We start from the raw sequence: 12,834 nt of genomic DNA, 5'->3' as shown, positions 1-12,834 counted from the left end.
AACGCAAAATTTATTATCTGTGTAAATCTGCGTGAATCTGCGTTTCAAAATCGATACAGGTTATAAACTAATACAATATGCTGAAAGAAAACAATCAAGACCGGAAATGGACGGTGCTGGAGAGCGAATACCTCATCCGGCGTCCGTGGCTCACGGCACGAAAAGACCACGTGCTGTTGCCTACAGGAGCAGAAAACAAAGAGTATTATGTGCTGGAATATCCCGACTGGATAAACGTGCTGGCGATTACCCGCGACGGTAAGTTCCTGATGGAGCGCCAGTACCGCCACGGACTGGGGATGACTTGTTATGAAATCTGTGCAGGCGTATGCGAGAAAGGAGAATCGCCCCTCGAATCAGCTCGGCGTGAATTGTACGAGGAAACTGGTTTCGGCGGGGGCGAATGGCAACACTGGATGGACATCTCCGCCAATCCCAGCACGAACACGAACCTCTGCCATTGCTTCCTCGCCACCGGTGTGGAGCGTGTCTCTACCCAACATCTGGAAGAAACCGAGGACATCAGCGTCGAATTGCTTACAGCGGATGAAGTGCGCACCCTGCTCTTGAACGACCAAATCAAGCAAGCCCTGATGGCAGCCCCGCTTTGGAAATACTTTGCCGTGAACGGGCTGCTGTAGGTTTTTATGAAAATCTGAGCTATCTGTGGTGAAATGACTCAGCTTTTCCGCTGTACGATGCGTGCTCCAGCCGGAACACTTTCGGTTACCCAGATATTTCCTCCAATGGTAGCTCCGCGCCCGATGGTGATGCGTCCCAGGATGGTGGCATTCGAATAGACAATTACATCATCCTCCAGAATTGGATGGCGGGGGATACCTTTGATGGGATTTCCATGTTCGTCAAGCGGGAAGCTTTTTGCTCCTAGTGTCACTCCTTGATAAAGCTTGACATGATTGCCAATGATGCATGTGGCGCCGATAACCACGCCTGTACCGTGGTCGATGGTGAAGTGATCACCTATCTTTGCTCCCGGATGGATATCGATACCCGTTTCCGAGTGGGCCATTTCGGTGATGATACGTGGAATGAGTGGCACGCCTAGTGTGTAGAGTTCGTGGGCTATACGGTAATTGGTGATGGCACGGATAATGGGATAGCAACAGATGATTTCACCGAAGCAGGTAGCGGCAGGGTCGCCGTAGTAAGCCGCTTCTACATCTGTGGCTAGAGTGTGGCGTATTAGCGGCAGGCGACTGATGAACTGGGCAGCAATGTTTGAGGCTGTAGTATGGCACAGGCATTCTTCCGGAGATTCGTCGGAAAGTGCATTCTCGATGCCGAAACAGAATCCTGCCTCCACCTGTTCGGTAAGCAGGCGGAACAGTTCTTCTACATCTACACCGATGTGATAGTTGAGGGTGCGTCTGTGTATGGTAGAGTTGCCGAAGTAGCCAGGAAAAAGAATTTCACGTGACAGTTCTACGATGCGCCTGAGTGATTTGGCAGAGGGGAGGAGTTCACCGTCTTTGTATTGATGGAACAGTCCTTCATAGGAGGCAGGGTCGGACAATTCATTGACCGTTTTGTTGAGGATAGGAGTGTAATCGGGTATCATCATGCTAAGTGTTTTAATTTGTATGCGAGCAAATGTACAAAAAATATTGATTGATTGAAACAGAAAGTTGTAAAGACATGGAAAAACAATTTATTCAACTACGGCATCGATAATTCCTCCACCCAGTACAATGTTGTCTCGATAGAATACCGCCGCTTGTCCGCAGGCAATGGACGCCAACGGTTCGTGCAGGCAGACATGCAAACGGTTGTCGGCGGTAAGTGTAACCTTACAACGGTTGGCTTGTTTGCGGTAGCGTATTTTTACGATAATTTCATCATTGCTTCCAATGATTTCATCGGGGCATGCCAAGTACCAGTGTGAGAGGTACATGCCGTTATGTTCCAGTGCCTGCAAGCGGTTGCAGATGATGACTGCATTTGTTTCGGGAATGATTTGTTTGACGAATAATGCCTGGTTCTGATAAATACCCAGTCTGCGGCGTTGTCCGATGGTATAAAAAGGATATCCTTCGTGTGTCCCGATGGGGATGCCGGCTTCGTTGTAAAAGATGCCGGGTACGATTTTTCCAGTTTCTGTATGTTCGCGTAAGAAAGTGCGGTAATCTCCGGGACAAAAACAGACCCCCTGACTATCACGTTTGTGAGCCATTTTTGTGAATCCCCGTTCGGCAGCTAGTGCGCGCACTTCTTTTTTGGTAAGGTTACCCATGGGCAAAAGCATTCGTTGCAACGTTTCTTGCGACAATCCCCAAAGGAAAAATGATTGGTCTTTGTCTGGGTCAGAGCCGGCAGAGATATGCCAGCGTCCGTTGTGTAGGACCTTTTGTACATAGTGTCCTGTGGCGATATGATAGATGTCTTGTTCATCGGCAACTTGTTGTAAGAGCGGCCATTTCAGAAGATTGTTGCAAAGAGTGCAGGGCACGGGGGTGCGTCCTTTCAAATATTCGTTGATGAAATAAGTGATTATTCGTTGCTGGAAGATTTCGCGGGCATCATAAACGAGGTGTGGGATGTGTAGTCGTGTGCAGAGTTCAGCGGCATCGTCCAGATATTCGGTATGAGCATCTTTTTCGTAAAAGCGGAACGTGATACCGGTTACTTCGTATCCGGCATCCTGTAAGATAATGGCTGCTACCGAACTGTCGGTTCCACCACTCATTCCTAATAATACACGCTTGTTCTGTTTTGCTCTCATGACATACGGACATAAAAAAAGGAGTACCGCTGTACTCCAACCTTTGTTAACCTTAAATCTAATACTATGAAAAACACGATGCAAAGGTACGGACTTTTCTGGAATATGCAAGTGTATGTGCTAAAATAATATGTTTTATAACACGATTTAAGAATATAGCTTCGTATTATACGTTCATTAACAAATAGGGCTTTGCCGGTAAGGACATGTGTGTTGAAACGAATGCTGATGTATGGCGTTGAAATATAATTTTCGGTGGAAAGCTGGTCTATGTCGAAAAGATTCCTTAGCTTTGTATTTATTATGGTAGAATGAAAAGATATTCAGCCCTATGAAGTGTTTGCATGTGATAACTCCCGTAAAGGATTCCATTGATTCGACGCTTGAAACAATACAGGCGATTATGGAATCGGAAACAAGTGTTCCTTTTACCTATACTGTGTATAATGATTTCAGTACGCCTGAGAATACGCTCCGTTTGCAGGAAGCATCAGAGCGGTATGGCTTCGAGTTGGTGAATCTGTCGGAGGTAACTTCGCATCCCTCTCCCAATTATTTGCTGGTGTTGCAGATGGCACAGGCACGTGCCATTGAGGCTGATGCCGGTCTGCTGATAGTAGAGTCGGACGTAGTGGTGAGGCGGGATACCCTGCAGGGCTTGTTCGATGGGGCTTTGCAACGTCCAGGATGCGGTATTGCCGCTTCGGTCACGGTAGACGATAGCGGGGTGATAAATTATCCGTACCTGTATGCACAGGGACAGGAGAATCGTGTCATTGCGGAAAAGAAGCATCTGAGCTTCTGTTGCTCCCTGCTCTGTACCGATTTCTTGCGGAAGTATGATTTCCATCAGCTGGATGCCAGCAAGAATTGGTTCGATGTCACCATTTCGCATCAGGCATTGAAGGATGGATTTACCAATTATCTCTTCACTTCGCTGCCTGTTGTGCACCGTCCGCACGGAAGCCGTCCATGGAAGAAACTGAAATATACCAATCCGTTGAAGTATTATTGGTTGAAGTTCACCAAGGGGCTGGATAAGATTTGAGACTATATGCATGTGCCTGCGCAGCTATATGCATGTGCGATGGCATATATATGAATCAGGTATAGGAATTATATTCGTTTGTCAGTATATGAGCTTGTTCAATCATCAGACCTTGGTACTTCATCCGGACTTTGCCGGTCTGGAAGATTTTATGATAAGTTTGCCCGACCGTTTTTTGCACGATGAGGGTGTAGTTATTCATAACGGACGAAACCAGTTGAGGCGGATTACGTATCAGGGGGCAGATTATGTGGTGAAGGCTTTCCGCAGGCCGAACCTGGTCAATCGCTTTGTTTACGGGGTGTTGCGGCCTTCGAAGGCGAAACGTTCATACGACCATGCTCTCCTGTTTCAGCAGATAGGCGTGGGCACTCCTCAGCCTGTAGGCTATATGAATATCCGGAAGGGATTGCTTTTCGACCGGAGTTATTACGTAACCCTTGCCTCTACTTGTCCTTACCGGTATGAAGACCTGTTTCACCGGCATTTCGATTACGAGGAAGAGGTGTTGCGTGCCGTGGGACGGGTGACGGCGCTTCTGCATAATCACGGATATGCCCATAAGGATTACGGGCGTGCCAATATCCTGTTCGAGAAGACGCCCGAAGGCATCAGGCTGGATATTGTCGACCTGAACCGCCTTGCCATCGGACCGCTGGACATGAAGGCCGGATGTAAAAATCTGGAGCGTTTGCCTGCCACTCCTGCCATGCACCGGATTATTGCCGAGGAGTATGCCAAGGCACGCGGATTCGATGCCGGAGAATGTTATCGCCTGATGGTGGCGTACCGGAGTACCCAGCCGGGCAAGGAAGAAAAAGAAATCGAAGCTTTGAAGCATTATAAGGAAAAGATATGAAAATCATAGCCGTAGTAGTTACATACAACCGACTGGAATTGTTGAAGCGCAATATCGCTTGCTTGCGGGCGAACCGGCCGCTTGATGCTATCGTTGTGGTCAACAACGGGAGCACCGATGGTACTACCGCATGGCTGGCTTCAGAGCCGGGGCTGCATGTGGTCAATCAGGCAAACGTGGGCGGTTCGGGAGGTTTTTATACGGGCATTCGTGAGGCTTGCCGGCTGGATGCCGACTGGATATGGTGCATGGACGATGATGTGTTTCCCCGACCCGATTGTCTGGAGAATCTTTTGCGTCATGTCGGCCGGAGCGATGTGGGTATGCTCGCACCGCGCCGTCTGATGGAAGGCAAGGTGTATACGAACGATTTCCAGGCACTCGATTTGACATGTCCTTTCGCCTCCCTTTATAAAGGGAAGCTCTCGAAGATGCAGGTCGACGCGCCTACGGAGATTTGTGGAACGGCGTTCGAAGGTCCTTTTATCCGTAGGGAAGTGGTAGAGAAAATCGGTTTGCCCAAGAAAGAGCTTTTTATCTTTTGTGATGATACCGACTATTGCATCCGTACCGTGCAGGCGGGTTATAAGATAATGTATGTTCCCGAAGCGCTGATGGACAAGGAAAAGTTCTTTTCGAAAGACACGTGGGTGGAGCGCAATAAGAAAAAGAAATGGAAACGTTTCTATCAAGTGCGCAACTCCGCATACTTGAACCATCATTATGGGAAGAACTGGGCTGTAAGGTATCTGCGCGGTTTCAACGGGGTGATAGGCTATATTCTGATAGCTTTGTTTACGTGTCCGTTCAGCGATGCATATCGCCTGAGCGACATCGGCAGGTTCTGGAAAGCTTATCTGGACGGAGTGAATGAGCGGTTGGGAATGATGAAATAAGAAAAGAACAATGTGTTATGAGATTGATAAAAGTTACAGGTGGTTTAGGGAATCAGATGTTCATCTATGCATGTTATTTGCAGATGAAGAAGCGCTTTCCGCGGGTTTATATCGACTTGACAGATATGATGCACTATCATGTGCATTACGGTTACGAGATGCATCGGGTATTCGGCCTGCCCTGTGTAGAAATCTGTATGAACCAGGTGTTGAAGAAAGTCATCGAGTTTTTGTTTTTCAAGACCATCCTTGAACGTAAACAGCACGGCTCGATGCGTCCGTATACACGCAGTTACTTGTGGCCGCTTATCTATTTCAAGGGCTTTTACCAGTCGGAGAAATATTTTGCCGATATCAAGGACGAAGTGCGTCAGGCATTTACGTTCGACTTAAAGCAGGCTAACGGGCAAAGCCTTCGGATGCGTGAGCAGATAGATAAGGATGAACATGCCGTATCTTTGCACGTGCGCCGGGGCGATTACCTCCAACCCAAGCATTGGGAAGCCATCGGGTGCATTTGCCAGCTTTCATATTATCGGAATGCTTTGGAAGAAATGGGCAAACGGGTGGAGCGTCCCCGTTATTATGTCTTTTCGGATGACCTTGCCTGGGTGAAGGAGAATCTGGATTTGCCCGATGCGGTGTATATCGACTGGAACAAAGGAGAGGACAGCTGGCAGGACATGATGCTGATGAGCCGGTGCCGGCATCACATCATCTGCAATAGCACGTTCAGCTGGTGGGGAGCGTGGTTGAATCCGCGCAACGGTAAAATAGTCATTGCTCCCGAACGCTGGACACGCGATGCCGATAGCCGGGAGATTGTTCCGGCGGAGTGGTTGAGAGTATCTATTAAATAAAAGGAGTGAGGACATGCGTATGTATATGATGCGGAAGATAGGTTATGCATTGGTGGAAATCTTCAAGACGTTCCGCCGCATTTCTTCTCCACGGTTGATTATGACCCTTTTGGTGAAGAACGAGGAAGGTATGCTGGAAGAGAATCTGCGCTTTCACAAGGCGATGGGGGTAGATGGCTTTATCATTACTGATAACAATTCCACCGACCGCACACCGGAGATTATCGAAAAATACCGGCAAATGGGATGGGTGAAGGAAGTGATACAGGAAACAGCTACCAATTATGAGCAAAAAGCATGGGTAGACCGTATGATATGGAAAGCCAAGACCCGATACGGTGCCGACTGGATTATCAATGCCGATGCGGATGAGTTATGGTATGCTCCTTCGGGAAACCTGAAGGATGAACTGAGCCGTACGGGCGCCAATGTGCTGAATTGTGAGATGCGAAGCCTTTATCCTGAAGAAGACAAACCCTTCTGGCAATGGGACAAGGCGGTAAAATATGTACCCGACCTGGAACATTATGGTCTGTCACTCTATTCTCTTTTCGAGCGTCAGAACAAGAAAGTGGTACATCGGGCAGCCGGATACATACAGATTTCGATGGGGAACCACAAGGTGACGATGTTGCCTAAACGTTCGGCGGACACCGATATACGCGTGTACCATTATAATATAAGGGGCAAGCAACAATTCCTGGAAAAGATGATAAATGGAGGCAAGCAGTTGGAGCAACACAAAGGGCGGCACGGAGGCCGGCACTGGCGTTATTTTTATCGTTTGTATAAGGAGGGCAAGTTGGAAGAAGAATACGACCGTGTTATCGGTACCCACGTATTCGACCGCCTGCAAACAGACGGATATGTATATGAGGATGATACGATTTGCAGGTTTTTCGAGGAAAAGATGTAATGGACAAGCATGCTTATTTGATTATTGCCCATAACGAACCGGAAGTATTGAAGATGCTTTTGGATATGCTGGATGATGTACGGAATGATATTTTCGTGCATATTGACCGGCGTGCCCGTTCGTTGTACGAATCCATTAAGGGTTATACCCCTAACTATAGTGATTTGATTGTTTTAGAACATCCGATAGCGGTTTATTGGGGCGATATATCGCAAGTGAAGGTGGAATATATGCTTTTCGAGCGTGCTTTTTCCCAAGGTCCATACGCTTATTATCATCTGTTATCGGGTGTGGACTTGCCTATCAAGTCGCAAGACTATATTCATGCTTTCTTTCGGAAGAACCAAGGAAAAGAGTTTGTAGGTTTTTGGATGAATAAAGCTCATAAGCGCGATTTGGACCGGAAAGTTTATCGGTATTATCTTTTTACCCGTTACTTTAAAGGAGGAAACGTTATGGTTCATAGTGTATGCGCCTTGTGCCGGAATATATTTCTGGCATTGCAGAAAGTAACTCATTATAAGCGGAACCAAGGAAACATTGTTTTCCAAAAAGGTTTTAACTGGGTGAGCATTACGCAAGACTTTTGTGCTTGCTTGTTGTCTCAGAAAGAAAATGTGTTTCACACATTTCGTCATACCTTGTGCCCGGATGAGATTTTTATTCAGACTGTGTTGTGGAACTCACCCTTTCGGGACTCTATATATAATAAGGAGAATGCTCTTATCGGTTCGATGAGGTACATCGACTGGGAGCGAGGTAATCCGTATGTCTGGCGAGAAATTGATGTGGACGAATTGCTTGCTTCCCCTTATTTGTTCGCACGGAAATTTTCAATAACGTCAGGAAAAGTAATGTTTACCCGATTTTCAAATTATTGATATGAAACAAGTTAAGTTGGCAATTATTATCCCTGCATACAAAGAAGAATTTTTAGCTGAAACTTTAGAGTCTTTGGCTAATCAAACAAATATGGATTTTAATGTGTAAGTGGGAGATGATTGTAGCCCTTTTGATTTAGGCAAAATTGTTGATAGTTTTCAAGATAAATTGTCTGTTTCCTATACGCGTTTTTCTAATAATTTGGGCAAGACTAATTTGATTGCTCATTGGAATAGATGTCTTGATTTGTTGCAAGAAGAGGAATATTTCTGTTTGTTCTCGGATGATGATGTGATGGAATCCCGTTGTGTGGAGGCTTTCTATCAGTCTTTAGAAACTTCTCTTTTGTTTGATGTGTATCATTTCAATATCCATATCATTGATGAATATGGTAACCTTATTCGTAAGTGCCCTGATTATCCTGAAAGGCTTTCTTCTATCGATTTTTTTAAATTACTGTATACTTCTCAAATAGATGCACGGATGCCTGAGTTTATTTTCAATACTCGTCATTTCCGTTTGTGTAAAGGTTTTGTTGGATTTGATTTGGCTTTTCGTTCAGATAATGCGACTGTTATGTCCTGTGCTCAAGATAAAGGGATATACACCATTCCTTTGGTTAAAGTGCTATGGCGAGATAGCGGAAAGAATATATCTTCGGATAGGAATGTTTCAATAGAAATCAAATATAGAAAAGCGAAGGCCACCATTGCTTTTTGTAATTGGTTGAATGCTTTTTTATTAGGAATTCTCAGAAGAATCCTCTCTCAAGGCGAGAAGAGAGAAAGTTGGCACTTCGGGACATAAAGGCTTTGTATCCGGATTATTCATTTAAGACATTGGGAAAATTATTGCACTTATTCGAACATTTAAGTTCGAATAAGTGTTTGTTCCTTTATTATTGGATTGATTTGTTCTTGTGTATACAGAAACGTCATGTTAAGAGGATCGGTGGTTTTTTAAGAAACTATTTCTAACTCTTTCCTGATTTTTGTTTTGTGTTATTGATGTATTCAATCTGTTGATTTAATCTTTGTATGATTAAACTCCAATTATAGTTTTGTTGTACATAAGAGATGCCTTTCCCTTCCATTTCTTTTCTTAATGCATTGTTAAAGTCCAATGTGTAAAGTTGTTTGATGAAATCTTTTTTATTACGGTAAATAATGATTGCGTGATTGCTTTTTTCTTCGTGTTCTTTCATCACGTTGCATTTCCCGTTTGCCATCATTGCCTTGCCGAGGCTTAGTGCTTCCAATAGGATAAGGGATAAGCTTTCATATCTTGAAGGATTCAAGACAATCTTTGCGTGTTGGATAATGGTGATTTTTTCGTTATCATTGACAAAGCCTGTATAAATGATGTCGGGATGTTGTGCAGCATCAAAGAATTTGCTTCCCACTAATACCAGCTTCAACTTGGATTGTTTGTATTTGGCTTTGTATGTTAGGAAATAATTGAAAATGTTGTCAAGTTTTCCTGGGTCAATCCTGCCTACGTACAACAGGTATTCTTCGGGCAATCGGTATTTTGTTTGCGTCTCTTCCCAGTCTGCCTTAGAGGCAATGTTAATGCCTACGCTGATAACGCCGTGAGGGGACATTGCAGAGCCAAAGATATTCTCAGCCAATTTCATCTCACTTTCCATGTTGAAACCAATGTAAGCCACCCTGGTAAATACTTCGGTCAGTATCGGGCGGAAAGCGTTTTTGTGTTCATGCATGGTGGGAATGACCAAAGTCTTTTCTGGAGCATAAAGGGCTGTATAATAGGTCTCCGGATAATCGATGGTCAATGGAATAAATACATCATAATCGTTTTTGTGCGACTGGATATATGAAAACAACGAAGAAGAATAGAATAAGTTTTTGCGGAAAATCCGTAATTCATCCTTCTTTTGTATGTTCCATATAGGTAGATAGTTGGCTATTGGCTTTAAAAGCGATAATCTGTACAATAGCCTTCTGATGTCACGGATGATTCGTGAGTTACACAATGGGAATTTCCGTTTGATATGGACGGGGTCGGTCTTAAAGCGGCGTACGGTTACGCCGTTTATTGTTTCTTCTCCTTCTGGGTAGTCATTGGTAGGATTGCTGTAGCTATGAATGCATGTGGTCAAGACTTCTACTTGATAGTTTGCTACCAATCTTTCCGCTAACATCCGGCAATGCAATTCTGCTCCCCCGTTTACGTCTAAACCATATCGTACAACGACAAATGCTATTTTCTTTTTCATATAAGTCGATATTGATATTTAGTTTATATTATAGGAGTTAAGGGGTGATCACTCCGCTTTACTCCGTTAGGAGTTAACCGATAGTAAGTCAAAGAGCCGTATACACATAGATATTGGTTTAACTTCTTAACTCCTCAAAGATAATATCATTTAATTTTGATTACTTACTTACTTAAAATGAATACTTTTATTTTTATAATGTATGGGTTTGAAAAAAACTGCATCCGGATGTGATTATTTTGCATTCAATATCCAATTGAGATTACTTGTATGTAATTCTTCCCGTAACTCTTCTTAGCAGGTAGCCCATATAGAATTGTTTCCTTTTACAACGCCTGCATGTCGTTCAGCCGCTTGTAATAGCCGTTTTTCTGGAGCAGTTCCTCATGCTTGCCGCATTCCACAATGCGGCCTTCGTAGAGCACGTAGATGCGGTCGGCGTTCTTGATGGTAGAGAGACGATGGGCGATGGCGATTGTCGTGCGGGTCTTCATCAGCCGTTCCAGAGCCTCTTGCACCAGGCGTTCGCTTTCGGTATCAAGTGCTGATGTTGCTTCGTCCAGTATCAGGATAGCAGGGTTTTTCAGAATGGCGCGGGCGATAGAGATGCGTTGGCGCTGCCCTCCCGAAAGTTTGCATCCGCGGTCTCCGATGTTGGTATCATAACCTTGCTCGCTCTCCATGATGAATTCGTGGGCGTTTGCCACCTTGGCGGCGGCTATCACCTCTTCCATTGTGGCGTTGTCTACCCCGAAAGTAATGTTGTTGTAGAAACTGTCGTTGAACAAGATGGCTTCCTGGTTTACGTTGCCTATCAGGCTTCGCAGGTCTTTCACTTTCAGTCCTTTGATGTTCTTTCCGTCTATCAGTATTTCGCCCGACTGGACATCGTGGAAACGGGGTACGAGGTCGACCAGTGTCGATTTGCCGGAACCACTTTGTCCTACAAGTGCAATGGTCTCGCCTTTTTTCACGCTGAGGCTTACGTCGTGAAGCACTTCATGGGTGCCATAGCTGAACGAGATGTGGCGGAACTCCAGCCCGTCATTCAGTTCGCTGATAGGTTCGGCATCGGGACGTTCTTTGATAGGGTTTTCTGCCTTCAGTATCTTGTCCACACGCTCCATCGAGGCAAGTCCCTTCGGAATGTTGTAGCTCGCTTTCGAAAAGTCTTTCAGTGGATTGATGATGCTGTATAGGATGACCATGTAGAAGATGAACGTGGGTGCGTCAATAGGTGAGGTATCGCTCAGGATAAGCGTTCCGCCGAACCACAGCACCAGCACGATGAGTACCGTGCCCAGAAATTCGCTCATCGGATGGGCAAGGCTCTGGCGCATGGCTACGCGGCTGGTGGCGTCCCGGAACTCATTGCTGCATTTCACGAAGCGGTTTATCATCTTGTCTTCGGCTATAAATGCCTTGATGATGCGCATTCCGCCCAGTGTCTCTTCCAGTTGCGACATCGTTTCGCTCCATTTATTCTGGGCATCCAGCGACTGGCGTTTCAGCTTGCGGCCTACCCGCCCCATTACCCAACCCATTGCCGGAAGCACAATGATGGTAAAGAGTGTAAGTTGCCAGCTGGTAACCAGCAGGGTGGCGAAATAGGAAACGATAAGTATCGGATTCTTCAGCAGCATGTCGAGCGAGCTGGTGATGGAGTTCTCGATTTCGCCTACATCGCCGCTCATGCGAGCGATGATGTCTCCCTTTCGCTCATCGGAAAGGAAACTGAGAGGCAGGTGCATTACTTTGGTATATACCAGGATACGGATGTCACGCACTACGCCTGTGCGCAAAGGAACCATCACAGCTGTAGAGCCGAAGTAGCATGCAGTCTTCAGCAAGGTCATTCCGGCGAGGAACAATCCCAGCCACAGGAGGGTGGTCGAAGGACCGAATGTTTCAATCAGTTGGGAGGCGTAGTAATAGAAGTTGTTGACCGCCACGTCCTTGATGTCAGCACTTCCCCACGGCATGAAGTGATACTCCTGGCCGCTTCCCCCCGTCTTGAACAAGATATTCAGTATCGGGATAAGCAGGGAGAAAGAAAACACGTTGAAGATAGCGGAAAGGATGTTCAGCATCACCGCACCAGCCACATATCTTTTATAAGGCGAGATGAACCGCCGCATCATCTGGAAAAACTCTTTCATAAAGGAACGGATTGTTTGTGAATTGCAAAGATAGTGTTATTTCCCGTAATTCAATATGCTTGAAGCAAAATTTTGGAGTAAAATCCCATTTGCGGCTTTTCGGCAGGATCCTGTCCTATGCGAGGACATAAAACGAAGCCTTTTATCGGAAAGTAGGCTATAAATTCATGCTTTTGTCATTTTTTCTTTCTTGAAACAAGTTGCTTTAGGGTAATATTTGTATTTTTGTGCATTG

General features: G+C 45.5%; 13 protein-coding genes. 9 read left to right on the top strand and 4 right to left on the bottom strand.

Annotated features, from left to right (window positions below; all coding sequences use genetic code 11):
• Positions 1–77 precede the first annotated feature (77 nt).
• Positions 78–641: an NUDIX hydrolase gene (locus tag B5G04_RS01665; protein WP_013618324.1), complete on the top strand. Its 564-nt coding sequence runs from the start codon at positions 78–80 to the stop codon at positions 639–641.
• Positions 642–679: 38 nt separating this feature from the next.
• On the opposite strand, the gene B5G04_RS01660 is transcribed toward B5G04_RS01665, so the two are convergent.
• Positions 680–1,579: a serine acetyltransferase gene (locus B5G04_RS01660; RefSeq protein WP_022039010.1), complete on the bottom strand. Its 900-nt coding sequence runs from the start codon at positions 1,577–1,579 to the stop codon at positions 680–682.
• A 90-nt stretch (positions 1,580–1,669) separates the two neighbouring features.
• Positions 1,670–2,803: a tRNA 2-thiouridine(34) synthase MnmA gene (gene mnmA / locus B5G04_RS01655; RefSeq protein WP_255395959.1), complete on the bottom strand. Its 1,134-nt coding sequence runs from the start codon at positions 2,801–2,803 to the stop codon at positions 1,670–1,672.
• A gap of 268 nt (positions 2,804–3,071) precedes the next feature.
• On the opposite strand from mnmA, the gene B5G04_RS01650 reads away from it, so the two are divergent.
• The 8 genes from B5G04_RS01650 (at position 3,072) to B5G04_RS01620 (ending at position 9,008) form a co-directional block, all read left to right on the top strand.
• Complete coding sequence (locus tag B5G04_RS01650; protein WP_022039008.1) at positions 3,072–3,788, top strand: hypothetical protein; 717 nt, start codon at positions 3,072–3,074, stop codon at positions 3,786–3,788.
• A gap of 88 nt (positions 3,789–3,876) precedes the next feature.
• Positions 3,877–4,647: a lipopolysaccharide kinase InaA family protein gene (locus B5G04_RS01645; RefSeq protein WP_022039007.1), complete on the top strand. Its 771-nt coding sequence runs from the start codon at positions 3,877–3,879 to the stop codon at positions 4,645–4,647.
• A complete protein-coding gene (locus B5G04_RS01640; protein ID WP_087395375.1) occupies positions 4,644–5,543 on the top strand; it encodes a glycosyltransferase family 2 protein in 900 nt (299 codons plus the stop codon). Before B5G04_RS01645 ends, B5G04_RS01640 begins: the two co-directional genes overlap by 4 nt.
• Positions 5,544–5,560: 17 nt before the next feature.
• Positions 5,561–6,403, top strand: a complete 843-nt coding sequence (locus B5G04_RS01635) for an alpha-1,2-fucosyltransferase (protein ID WP_087208004.1) — start codon at positions 5,561–5,563, stop codon at positions 6,401–6,403.
• 13 nt (positions 6,404–6,416) lie between these two features.
• Entirely contained in the window at positions 6,417–7,319 is a 903-nt protein-coding gene (locus B5G04_RS01630; protein ID WP_204246985.1) for a glycosyltransferase family 2 protein, read from the top strand.
• Positions 7,319–8,200, top strand: a complete 882-nt coding sequence (locus B5G04_RS01625; RefSeq protein ID WP_022039002.1) for a beta-1,6-N-acetylglucosaminyltransferase — start codon at positions 7,319–7,321, stop codon at positions 8,198–8,200. Before B5G04_RS01630 ends, B5G04_RS01625 begins: the two co-directional genes overlap by 1 nt.
• 1 nt (position 8,201) lies before the next feature.
• Positions 8,202–8,309, top strand: coding sequence for a glycosyltransferase family 2 protein (locus B5G04_RS20130; RefSeq protein WP_143270409.1), 108 nt, complete (start codon positions 8,202–8,204; stop codon positions 8,307–8,309).
• Positions 8,310–9,008, top strand: coding sequence for a hypothetical protein (locus tag B5G04_RS01620; protein ID WP_087395373.1), 699 nt, complete (start codon positions 8,310–8,312; stop codon positions 9,006–9,008).
• A 166-nt stretch (positions 9,009–9,174) separates the two neighbouring features.
• On the opposite strand, the gene B5G04_RS01615 is transcribed toward B5G04_RS01620, so the two are convergent.
• Positions 9,175–10,440 (bottom strand): glycosyltransferase family 4 protein, encoded by a 1,266-nt coding sequence (locus B5G04_RS01615; RefSeq protein ID WP_022039000.1) that lies wholly within the window; start codon positions 10,438–10,440, stop codon positions 9,175–9,177.
• Between the two features lie 326 nt (positions 10,441–10,766).
• Positions 10,767–12,599: an ABC transporter ATP-binding protein gene (locus B5G04_RS01610; RefSeq protein ID WP_022038999.1), complete on the bottom strand. Its 1,833-nt coding sequence runs from the start codon at positions 12,597–12,599 to the stop codon at positions 10,767–10,769.
• Positions 12,600–12,834 lie beyond the last annotated feature (235 nt).

Origin of the sequence: Bacteroides sp. An51A (genome assembly GCF_002161565.1) — a bacterium.
Taxonomy (GTDB): Bacteria; Bacteroidota; Bacteroidia; order Bacteroidales; family Bacteroidaceae; genus Phocaeicola; species Phocaeicola intestinalis.
Note: the sequence above shows the minus strand (reverse complement) of the source record. Positions and strands in the feature narration are given on the sequence as shown.